This is a genomic window from Collinsella aerofaciens (assembly GCF_039752985.1).
GTDB lineage: Bacteria > Actinomycetota > Coriobacteriia > Coriobacteriales > Coriobacteriaceae > Collinsella > Collinsella aerofaciens_BT.
Genome location: NZ_JBDMHA010000046.1, coordinates 1 through 18,767, shown reverse-complemented (window position 1 = coordinate 18,767; position 18,767 = coordinate 1). Strand labels below are relative to the sequence as shown.

The window sequence follows — 18,767 nt, the reverse complement described above, 5'->3', positions numbered from 1 at the left end:
GTGCTGACATGGGTGAAGCGGGGGTCGCAGCTTGCGTGGATTTAGTCGGCGCTCCGCCCTTCATCTGGTTCATCATGCGACGAAAATCATCGGCCGAGAGCGTGTTTTTGATTGCAATGCCCGAATCCGCGCCCGCCGCTGCGTCGTGAGCGATGGGCATGTGCGTGACGGGTACGTTCGTTGACGTCGCCGCCGCGGTCGGCAACGGTGCCATGGTTTCACGGGAAACATCGCTGTGCTGGTGCTCGATCGTCGGTACGTCGCCTGCGGAGGCCGGCACCGCCGGGGAAGCGGCGGGAGCCGTGGCGGGCGCCGTCGTGGCAGCGGATTCCGTCGCGGCGCCTTGCGGTGCCAAGACGTCGAGCGCAATCGGTGCAAAGGCGATTTCTTCCAGATAGGCCTCAATAGTCGGCTGATGCTTTTTGAGCTGCGCGATGGCAAAGCGCGAGGGTGCCTCGATCGTGAGCGTATCTTCGGTCAGGCTTATGGCGCGCGATTGCCCCAGCATGTTGATGAGGCGTGCATCTTGGCCGTCGCGCTGGCAAAAGGCGATGGCATCCCCCAGGATGATGCTTGCTTCCTCGTCCACTGTCTCTCCCGTTCTTTAGCTCTGAGCTCGCACGCGAGCGGCGCCGAGTTCGGTCAGATGGTATTTCTGGCCATGCTTGATGACCAAGCCGGCCTGCGCCAAGTCATTGAGCGTGCGTGACCAAGTGGGGGCCGAGTTTCCAAACGCCCTCGCCAGATCGGTTGCACCGCACGCTTGATTTTGCGCCAGATAGCCCAGCGCGGCGTTGCCGCGATCGCTTACGAACACGTCCGGTTGTGGCTGCGCATACTGATTTGCTGCATTAGGATACATCATTTGAGCTGCTGGTTGTTGAGAACTCTGCATCGGCGGCATTTGCTGTTGAAAACTTTGAGGCCACTGTTGGTAAGGCTGCGGAGGCATCTGCTGGGCCCAGGGGTTGTACTGCTGCTGCGGCATCTGCTGGTACGGCTGCTGATATCCCTGCTGGTACTGCTGCGGGAACTGCTGGCCATACCCCAGTGGCGGCATCTGCTGATATGGATATCCCTGTTGGTACGGCTGATAGCCCATTTGCTGGCCACCCGGCGCCCCCGTCGCCTGCTGCATTGCTGCTGCATCCTGATCCGCCAGCGGCATGGTCTCTGGCGTGTTTGTCGGCATCGACATCGATGCCGCCCGGGGTTCTTGTGTAGGTAGCATTCCGGGCTGCTGCATCTGTCCCACGGGGGGCTGCATCTGCTGCGCTGCCATGGGCTGCTGCGCAAAAGCTCCCGGCAGGGGATATGTGGGCTGTTCCGTCTCGGGCCGCACGGCAGCGCCGCGTCCGCCGGCACGCTCGATTTCCTGCACGCGTTTAGGGTTCAGGCTTACCGTAACCACGGTGCCGTTGCCCATGTTGTCCTCGATGGAAACGGCACCGCCGGCGTTTTCCAAATACTCCTGCACCATGGGAAACCCTGCTCCGGTTCCACGGATATAGCGCTTCATCTTGCTGTTTGCGCTGGTAACGCCAAAGTCGAAAGCGCGTTCCTTGTCGTCGATGCCTGGTCCTTGATCGGCAAAGCGGATGGTGTCTCCGCCGTCCAGAATCGAGATGATGGGCTCGGCAAAGTGCGCGTGTATAAAATTTTCGACAATCTCGCGGATGACCATGAGCGAGATATGGCCGCCTTGTTCTTTCATGCACTGGTAGACGGTGTTGGTCGTCTCTTCCAAATACGTGCGGACATCTTGCGGATCAATGACGATCACACGCGGTGTCGACAACATGTCGTCATAGACGGCGATGCGCGCAGCGTACATGGCTTTCGGCCCCTGCGTGGTCGTCTGTTCACCTTCGTCACGCTCTTCGCGCACGCCGGTGATGTGCTCGTTGTCGGGTGCCGGGTCTCCGGAATCGACCATGGTGTAAAAGTCGTCAGACATGCCACTCGCAATCTTCCAAAAGGTTTCGAACAAATAGTAGCTCACCGTGCAATGTTTCTCATCTTTCGACAACTTTCCAAAACCTGTTGAAAACTTTGGAAAACGGACGAAAAGTTCTCAACATTGCCAACATGACCTGTTGAAAACTCGATGAAATATCGTGAAAAGTTGCCATGCGCCGCTAAATCGAGCTTGGCTTATGGGGGAACCGTGTGAACTGCGCAACCTTTTACCTTTGATTTCTTGACATTTGAACATTGATTTCCCTACAATCTTCAAGCTCACGTGTCTATATCTGCGTCCGCGTCCCCGCGGACACTCGAAATGCAGCAGGAGGAACTTAAGATGAAGCGTACGTATCAGCCTAATAAGCGTAAGCGTGCCAAGACCCATGGCTTCCGTGCCCGTATGGCCACTAAGGGTGGTCGTGCCGTGCTCGCCCGTCGTCGCGCCAAGGGCCGCAAGCGTCTCACTGTCTAGCAGCGATACACACATCTCGCATGAAGACTATTAAGTCTCGGCAAGATTTCGAGCATGTGTTCAGTCAGGGGCGTCGTTTCGATCACCCTCTGATTCGAATGACCATATGTGAATCGGTTGGCGAAGGCGACTCCGGAAGGGTCGCCTTCGTTGGTGCTAAGCGACTCGGTTGTGCCGTCGTGCGCAACCGATCTAAGCGTGTGATGCGCGAGGCCGCCCGCAGCTGTGGATTTCCCGTTGCGGGTTATGACATCATCTTGTTTGCAACTCCCAAGACGAGGGTTTCCTCGCCGCAGGAGATGGACAAGGCGTTGCGTTCGCTTATGAAGCGCGCCGGCGTTGCCGGGGAGGAGCGATGAGCAATCACGTTTTGCGACGTGTTGCCATCGCTCCTATTCGCATATATCAACAGGTTATTTCGCCCTTATTGCCTGACGCCTGCATTTATTACCCAACGTGCTCGCAATACGCCATCCAGGCGATTGAGAAGTACGGTGTTTTGAGAGGCTGCTGGCTTGCCGTGAGGCGCATCGCTCGTTGCAATCCCCTGCACGTCGGCGGTTATGACCCTGTGCCCTAGCGGGCACTCGCTATCGGAGGAAAACTTACATGTGGGATTGGATCGTTAACATCCTTTTCGAGCTGCTCAAGCTCATCCAGACCTTTGCGGTCGACTGGGGCCTGTCCATCATCATCCTGGTGGTCATCATCCGTCTGCTGCTGACGCCGCTCATGCTCAAGTCGACCAAGTCGACGGCTCGCATGCAGGTGCTGCAGCCCAAGATGCTCGAGATCCAGGAGCGCTATGCCGACGATCCCCAGCGTCAGGCCGAGGAGATGCAGAAGTTCTACAGCGAGAACAAGTTCAACCCCATGGCTGGCTGTCTGCCGCTGCTGATTCAGATGCCTATCCTGTTCGCCCTGTTTACATTGCTGCGCAACCTGCCGCAGTACTTTAACGACGGCACGTTCTCGTTCTTCAACATCCTGCCCGACCTGACCACCACGCCGAGTGCTTCCTTTGCCGATGGCTTTATGGTTGCGCTGCCTGCGCTGATCTGCCTGATCCTGTTTGCTGTCTTGACCCTGATTCCGCAGCTGTATATGTCCCGCAATCAGACTGGTCAGCAGGCCCAGAGCATGCGCATGATGGCTGTCGTCATGACCGTCATGATGCTTTGGATGGGCTGGAGCCTGCCCGTCGGCGTTCTGCTGTACTACGATGTGTCTTCTGCCTGGCAGGTTATCCAGCAGATCTTCGTGACGCAGAAGGTTATCGACAAGGCCAAGGCCGATGAGGAGGAGCGCCTCAAGAACGCTCCGCTGCAGGTCGAGGTTACCCGTCGCGAGAAGAAGCCGCGTCCGCACAAGAAGAAGTAGTCGGGATATCAATCTTATTTAGGTACCTAACTTTTGGAGTACGTTATGTCTGAAGAGATCATCGAGGATATGATTGAGGAGGTTGCCCCGCAGATTGCGGGCGATTATCCCGAGATTGCACAGCGCTACAAGGCCGGTGAAGAGCTGACCGATGAGGAGCTCGACACCATTGCCGATGTTGCGATTTCCATTCTGCGTTCCATCCTTTCGCACTTCGATGCCGCCAACTCTCCTATTGATGAGTACGAGGGCGACGAGGGCGAGCTGATTTTGGATGTTACCGCTCCTGATCTTGCTGTTCTCATTGGCCGTCATGGTCGTACCCTTGATGCTCTTCAGGTCATGTTCTCTTTGCTGGTGAGCCGCAAGCTCGGCTTTAGGTATCCGGTTGTGGTTGACGTTGAGGGCTACAAGAGCCGTCGTCAGGACAAGGTTGCCTCAATGGCTCAGTCGGCCGCCGAGCGTGCCATCCGTACCCATAAGAGTGTTTCGCTTCCGCCCATGAATGCCTATGAGCGCCGACTGGTTCATATTGCACTTCGTGGCAATGATGCTGTCGATACCCATTCTGAGGGTTCTGACCCTGATCGCCATGTGGTGATTGTTGCTCGATAATCTACTCGAGCTTATGCTAAGGGGGCGTGGTTTCCACGTCCCCTTTTTTTGTCAAAAGTTCTCGATACACTGATTTTTGTCAGAAAGGAGCTTCTGTTGTTTGTACTTACTGATCAGCAGACTGACGAGATGCTCAGCCGTCTAACTTCCTATTGCAAAGAGTATTCCCTGAATATAACTGATGCTGATCTAAGGAAATGTATTCAGCATTTGGATTTGGTTCTAGAAACAAATAAGACAACCAACCTCACCCGTATTCTTAACGTAGAAGACGCTGCGGTACTTCATATCCTCGACTCACTTGTCTTGCTCCCTTATATCAATAAGGCTCCTGAGGGAGCTTTGCTCGATATGGGAACTGGTGCGGGTTTCCCTGGTATTCCATTAACGATAACCACGCATCGTAAAGCTACTTATATTGACTCTGTTGGCAAGAAGGTTGATGCTGTCAATTCTTTTGTTCATGCTCTTGGATTGAAATATGGTCATGCAGTTCATGATCGCCTTGAAGAATATGCTCGAAGCCATAAGAAACAGTTCTCTGTCGTAACCGCCCGCGCGCTGGCCCCTCTACCGATTCTTGTTGAGTATGCAGCTCCGTACCTCAAGGATGGAGGGCTATTTGTTATTACGAAGGGCAATCCATCGGATGAGGAGCTTACTTCCGGCATGTCAGCAGCTAAGATCTGTGGCTTCACTTTGCTTCTGAATGACGCAATCGATTTGCCTGAGGGCTTGGGCCACAGGGAGTTTATTGTTCTTAAGAAGAGTCATCCAGCATCCGTCTCATTGCCTCGTGCAAATGGCATGGCAAAGAAGAATCCGCTTGCCTAGATGTTTCACGTGAAACATAATGGATACTAACAACTTGCGGTGTTTCACGTGAAACATGGCGGTTGATATCGAATCGGAATGTTTCACGTGAAACATCCTCCGTTTGACAGCTTTAATACACACCAGGAGGGACCGTGGGATTTCGCGACGTTAAGCGTTCGAAAAGCGCAAAAGACACGCGTATTATTGCAATCATCAATCAAAAAGGCGGCGTCGGTAAGTCAACGACGGCTGTAAACCTTGCAGCAGCTCTGGGTGAACAGGGACGCAAGACGCTGATTGTCGATTTTGATCCGCAGGGAAACAGTACAAGTGGATTTGGAATTGAAAAAGAAGACCTTGATCAGTGCATCTATGATGCATTGCTGAATGACGTGCCGGCAGAATCGCTCGTTCTTGATACAAATTGCAAAAAGGTATTCGTTATTCCGGCGACAATTCAGCTTGCAGGCGCCGAAATTGAGCTCGTAAGCGCAATTGCTCGTGAAACCCGCCTCAAAGATTTGCTTGAGCCCATTCAAGACGAATTCGATTTTATTTTCATTGACTGTCCTCCTTCGCTCGGCCTGCTTACAATCAACGCTTTGACCGCAGCAGACAGCGTTTTGATTCCGATCCAGTGCGAGTATTATGCACTCGAGGGCGTAACGAAGCTGCTTGAGTCAATGAAGATGGTCAAATCGCGTCTGAACAAGGGCTTAGACACCTATGGCGTGCTTATGACCATGTATGACTCACGTACTTCTTTGTCGAATCAGGTTGTTGAGGAAGTTCAGTCGTACTTTGGTGATAAGGCTTTTAAGACCTTAATTCCTCGTACCGTAAAAATCTCTGAAGCTCCGTCTTTTGGAGAGCCGGTAATTACCTATGCGCCTCAAAATAAGGGTGCAAAAGCGTATATGAACCTTGCAAAAGAGGTGATCAAGCGTGCCTAGTGCAAAGAAACGTGGCGGATTGGGACGTGGACTCAATGCTTTGGTCTCAGAGGCCGAGTATGAGACCGGTGGTTCGGCTGCATCGGCTTCAAATGCCGCATCTGAAACAAAACTGCCTATTGAGGATATTGTCCCTAATCCAAATCAACCTCGAATTCACTTTAATGAAACAGAACTTCGCGAGTTGAGCGAGTCAATCCAAGAACATGGCGTTTTGCAACCACTATTGGTCCGCAAGCACGGAAATGGCTATGAGATTATTGCCGGTGAGCGTCGTTACCAGGCATCGAAACTCGCTGGCCTTGAAGAATTGCCAGTCATCATTAAGGAAGTTAATGATGAGGAAATGCTCGCTCTTGCACTTATCGAGAATCTTCAGCGTTCTGATTTGAACCCTGTCGAAGAGGCAAAGGGTTATCGTCAGCTCATTGATGCCAGCGGTATGACGCAGGAGGCGTTATCAAAGGCTGTCAGTAAGTCTCGTTCCGCAATTACAAATTCGCTTCGTTTGCTAGATCTTCCCGAAGTCGTACAGCAGATGATTTTCGAAGGCAAGCTTACTGCAGGTCATGCAAGAGCGATTCTTGCGGTTCCTTATGAAGATGCCAGGATTCGACTTGCTGAGAAAGTTGTCGCAGAAGGTCTTTCTGTTAGAGCGACAGAAAATCTTGCTCCGTTGTTTTCTGCCGGAGAGACGCCAAGGACTCCGAGACCGGCAACACCTCAGTCATTCAAAAAGGCCGCTCGAGTACTTCGTCAAGTTTTCAACACGAATGTACGTGTGAAGAGCTCGCGTGGCAAGAACAAAATTGAAATCGAGTTCAAAGACGAGGAGGAGCTCTCCCGTATCCTTGGCGAAATGATTCAATTTGGGCAGGAGGATCAGGATGAAGAATAAGGTTCTCGCGGCTATTGCGTTGGCAACCACCGTCGCCGCTGGTGCTTTTGCGGGGTATAAGCTTGCGACAGATGATGAACTACGCGGTCGACTGCTGCGCGGAGCTCAGGATATCGTCGATACATCAAAGAAGAAAATGGATGTGATGACCGAAGATGTCGCTATGCGCACTGCTCAGATGACTAAGAATCCCAAGATTAACCAAGACTGGGTTGACCATCAATGGGAAAATGTTGGTTATTAGGTACCTAACAATTACTTGCCTATTTTGAAGGGGCCTTGTCTGATTCATGAGACAAGGGCCCCTTATTTTGGCCATAAAGCTAAGTTCACGTAAATCAAGTCCACTAGGATGAAAACAAATGAAACAGCCCTGGTTGCATTATTTGCAACCAGGGCTGTCGGATGTTTCACATGAAACGTTATGGGGGGCAGACTCCCCTATGCGTTCTTCTGGACCTTGAAGCGTTGCTTCAGTTGACCGCAGGCGGCATCAATATCATTGCCGCGAGAATTGCGGATCGTGGTCTCGATGCCACGAGACTCAAGGCGGCGCTGAAGATCCTCAACCTTATGAATCGGCGACGGCTTGAGCGGGCTGCCCTCGATGTCGTTAAGCTGAATCAGGTTAACGTGGCACAGCGTTCCCTCGCAGAAGTCGCAGAGCGCCTGCATCTCGGGATTCGTGTCGTTGACGCCTTCGATCATGGCATACTCATAGGTCGGTCGGCGTCCGGTCTTCTCGGTGTAGAGCTGAAGCGCCTCGTGAAGGCGAAGTAGCGTGTACTTCTTAACGCCAGGCATAATCTTGTTGCGCGTGGACTGGATAGCGGAGTGCAGCGACACAGCGAGCGTGAACTGCTCGGGAATGTCGGCAAACTTGCGAATGCCTGGAATAACACCGCTGGTGGAGACAGTAAGATGACGGGCGCCGATGCCGATGCCATCGGGGTCGTTAAGGATGCGCAGTGCCTTGAGAACCTCGTCGTAGTTGGCAAACGGCTCGCCCTGACCCATGAAAACGACGCTTGTGGCGCGCTCGCCAAAGTCGTTGGATACATGAAGCACCTGGTCGACGATCTCTTGAGCGCTCAGAGAGCGCTTGAGGCCGTTGAGACCAGTAGCGCAAAAGGCGCAGCCCATGCCACAGCCAGCCTGAGTAGAAACACAGACGGAGAGTTTATTGCGGCGAGGCATGCCAACGGTCTCGACGGAAATGCCGTCGTGGTACTCGAGCAGATACTTGCGCGAGCCGTCCTTGGAAACCTGTTTGGTAAGCTCCGTCGGCGTGTCGAAGGCAAATGCCTCTTTAAGCTGCTCGCGGAAGGCCTTGGGAAGGTTAGTCATATCATCAAACGAACAAACGTTCTTCTCAAAGACCCATTCGATGAGTTGCTTGGCGCGGAAAGCGGGCTGGCCGAGTTCTGCCACGAGCTCGCGAATATCGTTTTGGCTCAAGTCGCGAATGTCCTGAGATTTAGTCCTGGGATTCATGGAAGCCTTTCGATTTTGGGGAAACGTAGAGGGTATCGCTACAATATGGTATCAGCTGCAGAAATTATAGAGGAGGAGTCTGCCCATGCCGGGTAAAAGCCTAGAGAACATGCACGTAGCGGTCTTGGCGGGCGGTCATTCCGCTGAGCGCGAGATCTCGCTCAATTCGGGAAAGAACGTCGTGGTGGCCTTGAAGGAGGCCGGCTACACTTCGGTGGAGCTGCTCGACACCGCCGCCGATGACTTTATGGTGACTATGGCGACCGGCGGCTTTGACGTGGCGTTTATCGCCATGCACGGCGCCGGCGGCGAGGATGGCGCCATGCAGGGGGCCATGGAGACCCTGGGTGTCCCCTACACGGCCTCGGGCGTGCTTGCCAGCGCCTGCGGTGCCGACAAGGAGGTCTCTAAGCTCTTGTACGCCAAGGCGGGCATCCCCATTGCCCCCGGCCTCGCGCTCGAGGTGGGCGATGAAGTCGATATCGATCATATCGTCGAGGTTTGTGGCGAGCGCTGCTTTGTGAAGCCGGCCGTCAACGGTTCCAGCTATGGCATTTCCCTGGTCCATGAGCCCTCCGAGCTGCCCGCGGCAATCGCCAAGGCGTTTGAGTACGGCGACAAAGTGCTGGTCGAGAAGTGCATCGAGGGTACCGAGATCACCGTCGGCGTGTACGGCGAGGACGACGTGCGCGCTCTGCCGATTGTCGAGATTCGTAAGCCCAAGGACTGCGAGTTCTACGATCTGGACGTGAAGTATGTCGACCCTACGGACATCCATCGCATTCCGGCGCAGATTTCACCCGAGAATTACACTCGCGCTCAGGAGCTTGCCTGCGCTGCTCACAAGGCCCTCGGTTGCCTGGGTATCTCGCGCAGCGACTTTATTGTGAGTGAGGACGGCCCCGTCATCCTCGAGACCAATACCATTCCCGGCATGACCGATACGTCGCTGTATCCGGATGAGATCCGCCACACCGACGACATGACGTTCCCGCAGGTCTGTGACAGCCTGATCCGTATGGGCCTTCGTCGAGCGGGCATTGCATGCTAATCGAGGACGCGGTTTCGTCAGGAACGCCGCAGTTTGTCATCGACTCCTATGCCACGCTTGCCGAACGCGCCAAAACGCAGTCCTTCGGCCTTATCGAGGAAGATGTAATTGTCCTCGATACCGAGACCACAGGTCTTTCGGTGCAGGACAACGAGCTGATCGAGATCTCGGCGGCCCGTCTTTCGGGCCGCGAGATCGTCGACCGCTTCGATACCTTCGTGCATCCCAAGCAGCTGATTCCCGCCGAGATTACCGAGCTCACGAGCATTACAAATGCCGATGTGGCAGATGCCCCGTCGGCCGTTGAGGCCGTAGCCGCTCTCGCCGATTTTGTCGGTGGTTGCCCGGTAATCGCACATAACGCCACGTTCGACCGCTCGTTTATCGAGTCGGTCAAAGGCGGCGTCAACGTGAGCGATATTTGGATCGATTCGCTGGCGCTGTCGCGCATCGCGCTTCCGCGCCTGGCCTCGCACAAGCTGTCTTTTATGGCCGATCTGTTTGGCTGTGACTCGGTATCACACCGTGCCAATGCCGACGTCGACGCCCTGTGTGGCGTATGGCGCGTGTTGCTCGTGGCACTCACCGACTTGCCCCAGGGCCTCATGGCGCGCCTAGCCGACATGCATCCGGACGTGCCTTGGTCCTATCGTCCAATCTTCTCATTCTTGGCGGGGCAGAACCCTGGTTCTATCTTCTCTCTCAGCGCCGCCCGTGCTGACGTTCTCAAGGCCGATCGCGCCGACGATCGGGTGGACGCCGACGAACTGCCGGTACTCAGGATGCCGAGTCGTGAGGAGATTGAGGCAGACTATGCGCCAGGTGGCCTGGTCAATCGCATGTATCCCACCTACGAGCCGCGTGATGAGCAGATCGCGATGGCGCTCGAGGTCTGCGATGCGCTGGTCACGGGCACTCATCGTGTAATTGAGGCGGGCACGGGCGTCGGCAAATCGATGGCCTATCTGGTGCCTTTTGCCGAGGCAGCACGCCGTAACAACATCACGGTTGGTATTGCGACCAAATCGAACAATCTTGCCGACCAGCTCATGTACCATGAGCTGCCAAAACTTGCCGAGCAACTGGACGGTGGCCTGTCATTTTGCGCTCTCAAGGGCTATGACCACTATCCGTGCCTGCGCAAGCTTGAGCGCATGAGCCGCGGCCAGGTCGAGATTACCACCAAGCGCGATCCGGCGGACACGCTCACGGCGGTCGCGGTCATTATGGCGTACGTCTGCCAATCAGCCGATGGCGACCTCGACTCGCTCGGCATTCGGTGGCGCAGCGTCAACCGCCCCGACTTTACGACGGCCTCGCGCGAGTGTGCTCGTCGCCTCTGCCCGTTTTTCCCTGATAAATGTTTGGTCCACGGCGCTCGACGTCGTGCGGCGCATGCCGACGTGGTGGTCACCAATCATTCCCTGCTGTTCCGCAATGTCGCGGCCGAGGGCAGGATTTTGCCTCCGATTCGTCATTGGGTAATCGACGAGGCCCATTCCATCGAGCGCGAGGCGCGCCGTCAGTGGGCGCGCGTGGTGTCGGCGGACGAATCACGCGTTCTGTTTGAGCGCCTGGGTGGCTCGAGCACCGGCGCGCTAAGCCAGGTTTCCCGTGATTTGGCAACCTCCGAGGGCTCTACGCTCTATCTGGGCCTTACTGCCAAGGCGACCTCGACGGTTGCGCGTGCGAGCATGGCGATCGCCGACGTGTTCGATGGCGTTCGCGAGCTCGGCCGCCGTGCCCGTGGGGGTTATGACAATGCCAATCTATGGATTGGCCCCGAGCTGCGCGAATCTGACGACTGGCATGATTTCTTACAGTCGGCTTACACTGCCATCGACGCATTGGAACAAGCTGACAAGAGCGTCGACGCGCTGGTACAAGCCGTCGCCGCCGACAAGCCCGAGGTTGTTGTCGACCTGGGTGATATCTCGCGCCGCCTGCACGAGCTGGCCGAGAACCTCAAGCTCATCATTGATGGCACCGATGAACACTACGTGTATTCGCTGCAGGTCAATCGCAGGCTGCGTGCCGGCGGAGAGTCAATGACCGCAGAGCGCATCGACATTGGCGAGGCCTTGGCAACCGAGTGGCTGCCCGAGGTTCACACGGCTATCTTTACCTCGGCGACCATGACGGTGTCCAAAAGCTTTGAACACTTTAACCACGCGGTCGGCCTCGATCGCATTGGTGCTTCAACATCCACATCGCTGCACTTGGACTCGAGCTACGACTTCGATTCGAACATGGCTGTAGTCGTTGCGGGCGATATCCCCGATCCGCGCGATCGTGAGAGCTATCTTACGGCGCTCGAGCGCGTGCTGGTCGACGCCCATCTTGCCATGGGCGGATCGGTGCTCACGCTGTTCACCAATCGGCGCGACATGGAAGACCTGTACGCCCGCGTTGAGCCCAAAATGGCCCGTGCGGGTCTGGAGCTCAACTGCCAGCAGCGCAACTCATCTCCTCGTCGCCTGCGCGACCGGTTTATCAACGAGCCGACCTCGTCGCTTTTTGCACTTAAGGCCTTCTGGGAGGGATTCGACGCCAGCGGCGAGACGCTGCGCTGCGTCATCATTCCCAAGCTGCCGTTCTCGAGCCCCACGGACCCGCTCTCGTGCGAGCGCAACCTGCGCGAAGACCGCGCTTGGGCGCGCTATTCGCTGCCCGAGGCGGTGCTCGAGGTCAAGCAGGCGGCCGGCCGCCTTATCCGCTCGTCGACCGATTGCGGCGTGCTGATTCTGGCCGACCCGCGCCTGGTGACGAAGGGCTACGGAAAGAAGTTCTTAACGTCGCTGCCCACGAGCTCCTACCAGCGCATCGAATCGGCGCAGATCGGGCACTATCTGCAACTGTGGCGTGCACGCCACGAGCGGCGGCGCTAAAGCGGACAGACGAGGGTTTTTGCCATATCGCACAGACGCTTTGACAGGGCGGGGTCATCCAAGATGTGGATGGCTCCGCCCGCTGCAATTATCTGGCTCAGTAGCCAACGCTCGGAGCCGTAATGCACGGTTACCGTTGCCATGTCTGCTCCGCTGCGCTCGATTAGGGTGATGCCGGCCCAGTCCAGATGCTCCGCCATATCGAATGGCATCAAGAGCTTTGCACTACGCTGCGTCCGGGCAAGGGAATCGTGGAGGGATGCGACGTCCGGTGCATGAGGCACGACGGAGTCTTCCGTCAAGGCGAGTCCCTCGATTTTATCCATGCGATAGGTGCGCTGCTCATCGACCGCGATGTCCCAGGCAATCAGGTATGTTTGGTCGCCGTTTGCCGTAATGCGCAAGGGGTCGACCAGACGCTCACGTGGCCGTGCATCGTCCATCGAGCGATACGAGATGCGGCAGCGAACGCCGTCCTGAATGGCGCAGCTCAGCTGCTGCCAGTGCGACCCGTGGTTGACGGTGTCAAAGACGCGCTGGTTATAGCCGAGCTCTTCGGGTAGAAGAGCATGCCGAATCCGGGCTGCCGTCTGTGGCTCGATCCCCAACGATTCAAGTTCGTGGTTGAGCACAGCGCCCTCGGCGGCACTCAGGCGCAACGGTAGAACACGCCCGGCGTCGCCGGTGAGGACCACACGCTCGCCGTGGCATTCGCAGATGATGCGCGCGCCCGATTCTCGGTCCGCGAGCGTCGAGACGATCTCGAGAATCTCGTCGAGTGACACCCCTGTGATGTCAAAGCGGCTGCAAATCTCGGCTCGTGTCATGCCGCTCTCGCCGGCGGCGTAGAGGGCCTCCATGATGTCGATGGCGCGCGAGAGTCTCTGCTCGCTGGTGAGTTTACGCACGGGCATGCTCGTGCACCGTCCTTTCAATGAGGCGGTTCCACGCCTGCTTGAGCGATTTGGGGGCCATGGGCCTCATGCCGTCCATGGCGTGGGCCATGCAAAATGAGGCGGCGGCTTCAAGGTCACGCACGTCAACGGTCCAGGTCCATCCCGCATCGGTGTGTGCGAGCTCACCTCGCCCGCGCGTGAGGCCGTTGATCATATCGATCTGCGTCTGAGGGGCGAACGAGAACGTGGCTGCAACGGGCGGTCGGTCGGCAAAATCGAATTCAAAGAACAGATAGTCGTTGAGATTGAAGTCCGCAGGGATGGCGTAGGCCTTCGAAGGACGCCAAGCGCGAACGATACGGTCGCAGCGGAATGTCCTGATGCCGTCGGTGACATTGTCGAGGCCGCAGAAGTACGCCACGCCCTCGCGTTCGAACATGCCGTAGACGCAGACGGTACGTTCTTTCTGCTCGCCGCGTCCGTTCTGATATAAAAATCGCAGCGCGCATCGCTCGGCAAAGGCGCTCCATACCGCATCGACGGTGGGAGAGCGGCGGATTGGTGCTTCGTCCACCGTCGTCCTACCGGTGAGATAGGCAATCTTGGAGCGAATATCGGCAAGCGGTGCGGCAAAAGTGGATGAGCCGGCCGCTAGTGTCTGGTCGATGGCGTTGAGCAGGATATCGGCGTCGTCTGCGGTGATGAGGCCGCCTGCTGCAAAGGTGTGCTCGCGGTCGATTGTCCACGAGCTTTCCTCGGTCTCCTGCGCACCGGCGGGGCGAACCTCCTTGATTAAGATGCCACGCTCGAGCAGTTTGTCACGATCGCGCCGAAACTTGCGCTTATCCGAGTCGATGTTGCCGGAGCCATATCCCAGGTCGGAATCCAAGACGATCTGCTCGGTCGTCAGCGGTTCGGGGGAGCTGTTGAGCACAAAGAAAAGATTGAGGATGCGCTGGGCCGTTTTATCGAAACTGGGCTCCGAATTCCCCTTTTTAATTGTCGCGGTCGTGTCGCTTGCCGTCATAGAGTCCTCGCATGAGAAGGTGGTTTGCTGCCATGATTTTAGTCCGATATGGAGATTAGGCTATATCCTTGTCCGCTCGGGGCGTTAAGATGGCCCGAATTCGGTCGTTTGCGCTCGCTCGGGGTATACTTTCGACCATATACGGTTCTAATGTGCATGCATTGGGCCTATTTGTCGGATTATGGATGTGGAGCGCACATGGCGAACACCCAGAACTATATTAACCACCTGCTGCAGAACACCGGCATTACGCCGGCATGCAGCGAAGAAGAGCGCTTGGCGGCCGAGGATATCGCTCAGATCTTCCGCAACCACGGCTTTGATCCCGAGGTTCAGGAGTTCAATGCCCCGGCGCCCAGTAGGTTGGCATTTGCCGTTACCGGTATTCTTGCGTTTGCCGGTGCCCTGCTGATGGGCATCGGTGGCGGTATCGGCTTGGTCGGCACCTTGCTGGCCATTGTCGGCGCCGTTCTTTACGTGCTCGAACGCACAGGGCACCCCGTGGTTTCGCGCCTGGGCAAGACGGGCGTGAGCCAAAATGTCATCGCCTACCACAAGGCCTCGGGCCCGCTCGCGTCTCCGCGCAACCGCCCGGTGGTCGTTGTCGCACACTACGACTCTCCCCGTGCTGAGCTGCTCGCCCGCGAGCCCTATGCTTCGTATCGTGCGCTCATCGCCAAGCTGTTGCCCGTTGCCACGGTTGCCCCTGCTGCCGTTGCCATCCTGCGTATCCTGCCGCTCCCCGGCGCGCTCAAGGTTCTGCTGTGGATTGTCGCGATCCTCGCTTCCCTCGTTGCACTTGCCAACGCGGCAAACATCATCTCTAACCGCCACGTTCTTCCCTATACGTCCGGCGCGGTGTGCAACAAGTCTTCTGTCGCCGCTATGCTCGGCGTTATGGACAACGTTGCTCCCTTCCAGGGCGAAAACGAGTTTCCCGACGATGTTCCGTTCGATACCTATTTTGGGGAGCAGAAGCGTCGTGCCGAGGAAATGGCGCGCGCGGCGGCGGAGTATGCCGCGGCCCAGCAGCAAAACGACTACGGCAACACCATCGAGTACGAAGAGCCTACCTACGCCGAGGACGAGTTCGGTCAGCCGATTGCTCCCGACGCTCAAACCGAGCCCGAACAGGGCGAGGCTTTTGACGAGCAGATCGAGGGCTTTGAGGGTGCGTCTGCCGACGAGACGCTGATTGGCGCCATCGTGCCCGAGGATCAGAATCAGGCTGTCCAGGCCGAAGAGTTCAATGACGAGGTTCCCGCTGCTGAGCCGGCGGAGGAGCCTGCCGCGGCTGAGCCCGAGCCCAAGCTCTATCGCAATGCCGCCGGCAACATCCGCTTTGGTTCGGATGCCATCCGTGCGCTCGGAATGCTTCCCGAGTCCTGCACGCTCGATTACGAGGAGGGCGAGGAGCCGACGTTTGAGCCCGAGCCTGCCCCCGTCGTGGCTGCGCCTGCGCCCGTTGTCGCTGCGGATGATGAGTCTGCCGCGGTTACCTCTGCCGTTGCCGAGCCCGAGGCGGTGTCCGCGATCGATCCCGCGGCAGGACTGGACATTTTGGCTCCCGCCGCGCCGGCGCAAGACGTTGCGGACGAGTCTGACGACGATTACGTTGAACAGCCGAGGCGCGTGTCTTACGAGAGCGATACTGATTTCTCGGCCGAGATTCCCGCGGCAACGCCCCATGCCGATATTGCATCCGCGTTCTCTTCGATTGGCGCCAGCGCTTCCAACTTCTTTAAGGGCGCGCTTGCAAAGGGCAAGAAATTTGTCGACGATTTCGAGAAGAAGCGCGCTGCCGCACGCGAGGCTGCCGAGCAGGAGGCTATCGCTCAGCAGCAGGCAGCCGAGGCGGCACGTGAGCGCGCGGCGCAAGAGTTCGAGCAGAACGAGGCTATGCAGTCCGTACCCGTCGACGCTGCCGAAGCTACAACGTCTTTCGAGGCTCAGCAGCACGTCGATAGCACCATGTCGTTTGATGCCGCGCAGTTCGATTCCACGATAACGTTTGAAAAGCAAGGTACCGCGATTGCCGAGCCCCTTCCTGCTTCCGATGAGCAGGACGACGCGGCGGGCGATGGCGAGCCCATTGATGCTGCCGAAATTCAGGATGCGACCGAGGACGAGCCCGTCGAGGTCAACTCTGACGAAGAGCAGTGCGCGGCAGCCGAGCAAGATGATTCGACCGAGGTCGAGCAGGAGGAAGTGTCTGCGGTTTCCGAGGCTCCCGAGACAGATGAGTCGAGGCCTTACTCCACGCAGATTTTCACCATGCCGACTCCGAGTGGTTCCGGTGCCACGGTTGCCAATGTCGCTCCCACCCAGGACGAAACGGTCGATTCCCTTATGGCCCAGATTTCCTCCCAGGCATCGCCGCGTCCGCAGATGAATGTTCCCGATCCGGCGTCGGCACCGTCGCCTGCGCCCTCCTCGTCTCCGCTGGCTTCGGTCCCCGATCCATCGCTGCCGTCGATGAAGCAGGCAAACGTTGCGTCTCGCACGTCGCTGTTCGACCTTCCCGATCCCTCTGCCCAGGTCAACGACCCCTTTGCTACTGCTCAGGGTCCCGAACCCACATCGGCACCCGTTGCGCCTCCTATGCCCGTTGCGCCGGGCGCGCAGCCGATCGAGACCATTTCAGCTCCCGCCCCGGCGGCACCCAAGTCTCGTAAGCGCGGCCTGGGTGGCCTGTTCGGTCGTAAAAAGAAAAACGAGCAGGACAGCATGAGTGACTGGCTGGGCGTCGAAGACGATTACGATGCCAAGAAGTCCGGTCGCGGTATCGGTTCGTGGGATAACTTCGAGGACGATAACGATGGCTGGAAGGGTGGCGCTACGTCTTCCGATGGCGCTTCTTCCGAAGATATGCTCTCGGCTGTCGCCTCTATGGGCGATGATGAGCTGCTCGGTCACGATATCTGGTTTGTGGCAACCGGCGCCTCGGATTGTGATGGCGCCGGCATGAAGGCCTTCTTGGCTTCGCATCGCGATAAGCTCCGCGGCGTATTCTTCATCAATCTTGAATCCGTCGGCGCCGGCAGGCTTTCGGTGGTGACGGTCGAGGGCGAACAGCAGCTGCTCAAGGGCGATCGCCGCATCATGAACCTGGTCAGCAAGGTGTGCAAGTCGTTCCATGTCGATTGTGGCGCGCTCGAGATGCCCTATGCCAAGACCGATGCCTATGCCGCGCTTGAGGCGAGCCGCCGAGCCCTCACCATCGCCGGCGTGGACGGCACGCGTCTGGCTTGCGCTCGTACCGAGGACGACCTGCCCCACAATGTCAACCCGACGAACATTGCCACGGTATCCGAGGTCGTGACCGAGGTTATCCGCCGTTCGTAGACGGAGCTCTAAGGAGTCAACGTGTTTTCGTATATTAAGCGCCATTGGCCTGTCTACGTGATTTTGACCTTGATTGCCATTGCGTTAGGATTTGGGGCTGCCTACATCGTGGGTGCAAAGGGCTCGACCCCCGCCTCCGCAATCAGCGAAGAGGTGGAGCAAGAACAGAGTACGGGTGCCGATGGGATTCCTGAGTCCGAGCAAGCAATCGTTGATGGTGGATCTTCGTCTGCAGAGTAGATACGGCGATTTACATGATTGAAAGCGGGCGAGCCAGGGGACTGTCTCGCCCGCTTTTTCATCGCGCTAGCGCTTCTTTGGGATCGACCTAAGGCGAGCGAACCATAGGGCTGCGACACCCGAGGTCAGGAGCGCGGTGATGCAAGCGGCGATGGGAGCTGATCCTGTTGCCGGTAGGTCCTGCGGTAGGGTACAGCGTTGAATGACGCTGTCCTCGTCATGTGACTCAAGTTTATCGCCGCCACCGTTGCGGCAAAGATCGACGCGCGCGCTGTTGGTGAGTGCGGTTTGGGGCGTATAAGCCGACGTTGCCTGCATGTGTACGACTGCGCCTCGAGCGTCTGTGCCAAGGATTGCTTTGGCATCGTCAAGGTCGTCGTGCTCATCTTTGAGATCATCGCGGGTCCAAGAATCCACATCGCTTCGAGTCGTAAAGTCGGCGGCTACCGCACCGTATTCAATTCGAATGCCCGTTACGACGGTATTGGACGCAAGGTCGAGTTCTTTCGCCTCGAGTGTGGTGGATTCCGTGGTCGAGACATCCGCCTTCCAGAGGTGCCAGCCGTCGTAATCGACGAGGCGGCAATCCTCACCCAGACTCTCCCTTACTTCGTCGGACTCAAGCCAAGGATTTTCGTGCCCATCGTCAAGTGTCGCGTTTGCCGGCTCATCGACGTCTGTCGAGTCCAACGGCGTCGTGCGATACCACACGTTGCACAGACCATTG

General features: G+C 57.1%; 17 protein-coding genes and 2 pseudogenes. 13 read left to right on the top strand and 6 right to left on the bottom strand.

Annotation, left to right across the window (positions count from 1 at the left end):
• Together ABHR76_RS07120 and ABHR76_RS07115 are read right to left on the bottom strand one after the other, a co-directional pair.
• A pseudogene (locus ABHR76_RS07120) lies at positions 1 to 589 on the bottom strand (hypothetical protein); the annotation flags it as partial.
• Positions 590 to 604: 15 nt separating this feature from the next.
• Positions 605 to 2,029, bottom strand: a complete 1,425-nt coding sequence (locus ABHR76_RS07115; protein WP_250787712.1) for an ATP-binding protein — start codon at positions 2,027 to 2,029, stop codon at positions 605 to 607.
• A gap of 273 nt (positions 2,030 to 2,302) precedes the next feature.
• Here ABHR76_RS07115 and rpmH point away from each other — a divergent pair, with 273 nt between their 5' ends.
• The 9 genes from rpmH to ABHR76_RS07070 all read left to right on the top strand — a co-directional run bounded on the left by rpmH (position 2,303) and on the right by ABHR76_RS07070 (position 7,343).
• The gene (gene rpmH / locus ABHR76_RS07110) at positions 2,303 to 2,437 is read left to right on the top strand and encodes a 50S ribosomal protein L34 (protein WP_019127408.1); all 135 of its coding nucleotides are present in this window, start codon (positions 2,303 to 2,305) and stop codon (positions 2,435 to 2,437) included.
• Positions 2,438 to 2,457: 20 nt separating this feature from the next.
• The gene (gene rnpA, locus ABHR76_RS07105) at positions 2,458 to 2,796 is read left to right on the top strand and encodes a ribonuclease P protein component (protein ID WP_346977167.1); all 339 of its coding nucleotides are present in this window, start codon (positions 2,458 to 2,460) and stop codon (positions 2,794 to 2,796) included.
• Positions 2,793 to 3,017, top strand: a complete 225-nt coding sequence (gene yidD, locus ABHR76_RS07100) for a membrane protein insertion efficiency factor YidD (RefSeq protein ID WP_117584026.1) — start codon at positions 2,793 to 2,795, stop codon at positions 3,015 to 3,017. The genes rnpA and yidD overlap by 4 nt, the downstream gene beginning before the upstream one ends.
• A gap of 29 nt (positions 3,018 to 3,046) precedes the next feature.
• Positions 3,047 to 3,817, top strand: coding sequence for a YidC/Oxa1 family membrane protein insertase (locus tag ABHR76_RS07095; protein WP_250787713.1), 771 nt, complete (start codon positions 3,047 to 3,049; stop codon positions 3,815 to 3,817).
• Between the two features lie 45 nt (positions 3,818 to 3,862).
• Positions 3,863 to 4,432 carry a Jag family protein gene (locus tag ABHR76_RS07090; protein ID WP_250787714.1) on the top strand — a complete coding sequence of 190 codons (570 nt, stop codon included), beginning with the start codon at positions 3,863 to 3,865 and terminating at the stop codon, positions 4,430 to 4,432.
• 96 nt (positions 4,433 to 4,528) lie between these two features.
• Positions 4,529 to 5,266 carry a 16S rRNA (guanine(527)-N(7))-methyltransferase RsmG gene (gene rsmG, locus ABHR76_RS07085; RefSeq protein ID WP_250787715.1) on the top strand — a complete coding sequence of 246 codons (738 nt, stop codon included), beginning with the start codon at positions 4,529 to 4,531 and terminating at the stop codon, positions 5,264 to 5,266.
• 134 nt (positions 5,267 to 5,400) lie between these two features.
• Complete coding sequence (locus ABHR76_RS07080) at positions 5,401 to 6,201, top strand: ParA family protein (protein WP_118238235.1); 801 nt, start codon at positions 5,401 to 5,403, stop codon at positions 6,199 to 6,201.
• Entirely contained in the window at positions 6,194 to 7,099 is a 906-nt protein-coding gene (locus tag ABHR76_RS07075) for a ParB/RepB/Spo0J family partition protein (RefSeq protein WP_250787716.1), read from the top strand. The genes ABHR76_RS07080 and ABHR76_RS07075 overlap by 8 nt, the downstream gene beginning before the upstream one ends.
• Positions 7,089 to 7,343 (top strand): hypothetical protein, encoded by a 255-nt coding sequence (locus tag ABHR76_RS07070; RefSeq protein WP_250787717.1) that lies wholly within the window; start codon positions 7,089 to 7,091, stop codon positions 7,341 to 7,343. The genes ABHR76_RS07075 and ABHR76_RS07070 overlap by 11 nt, the downstream gene beginning before the upstream one ends.
• Positions 7,344 to 7,540: 197 nt before the next feature.
• Here the strand turns inward: ABHR76_RS07070 and rlmN are convergent, their stop codons facing one another.
• Entirely contained in the window at positions 7,541 to 8,593 is a 1,053-nt protein-coding gene (rlmN, locus tag ABHR76_RS07065) for a dual-specificity RNA methyltransferase RlmN (protein ID WP_250787718.1), read from the bottom strand.
• Between the two features lie 85 nt (positions 8,594 to 8,678).
• Here rlmN and ABHR76_RS07060 point away from each other — a divergent pair, with 85 nt between their 5' ends.
• On the top strand, positions 8,679 to 9,644 hold the full coding sequence (locus ABHR76_RS07060) for a D-alanine--D-alanine ligase family protein (RefSeq protein WP_250787719.1): 966 nt from the start codon (positions 8,679 to 8,681) through the stop codon (positions 9,642 to 9,644).
• Positions 9,638 to 12,532, top strand: a complete 2,895-nt coding sequence (locus ABHR76_RS07055) for a helicase C-terminal domain-containing protein (protein ID WP_250787720.1) — start codon at positions 9,638 to 9,640, stop codon at positions 12,530 to 12,532. Before ABHR76_RS07060 ends, ABHR76_RS07055 begins: the two co-directional genes overlap by 7 nt.
• Here ABHR76_RS07055 and ABHR76_RS07050 read toward each other — a convergent pair.
• Together ABHR76_RS07050 and ABHR76_RS07045 are read right to left on the bottom strand one after the other, a co-directional pair.
• Positions 12,529 to 13,446: a helix-turn-helix transcriptional regulator gene (locus ABHR76_RS07050; protein ID WP_250787721.1), complete on the bottom strand. Its 918-nt coding sequence runs from the start codon at positions 13,444 to 13,446 to the stop codon at positions 12,529 to 12,531. The genes ABHR76_RS07055 and ABHR76_RS07050 overlap by 4 nt on opposite strands.
• Complete coding sequence (locus ABHR76_RS07045; protein WP_250787722.1) at positions 13,433 to 14,455, bottom strand: helix-turn-helix transcriptional regulator; 1,023 nt, start codon at positions 14,453 to 14,455, stop codon at positions 13,433 to 13,435. Before ABHR76_RS07045 ends, ABHR76_RS07050 begins: the two co-directional genes overlap by 14 nt.
• A gap of 198 nt (positions 14,456 to 14,653) precedes the next feature.
• Between ABHR76_RS07045 and ABHR76_RS07040 the strand changes: the two genes are divergently transcribed.
• The gene (locus tag ABHR76_RS07040) at positions 14,654 to 17,800 is read left to right on the top strand and encodes a hypothetical protein (RefSeq protein WP_346977166.1); all 3,147 of its coding nucleotides are present in this window, start codon (positions 14,654 to 14,656) and stop codon (positions 17,798 to 17,800) included.
• Positions 17,801 to 17,821: 21 nt separating this feature from the next.
• Positions 17,822 to 18,040, top strand: coding sequence for a hypothetical protein (locus tag ABHR76_RS07035; RefSeq protein ID WP_022094153.1), 219 nt, complete (start codon positions 17,822 to 17,824; stop codon positions 18,038 to 18,040).
• A 66-nt stretch (positions 18,041 to 18,106) separates the two neighbouring features.
• Here ABHR76_RS07035 and ABHR76_RS07030 read toward each other — a convergent pair.
• Positions 18,107 to 18,767, bottom strand: a pseudogene (locus ABHR76_RS07030) (MSCRAMM family protein); the annotation flags it as partial.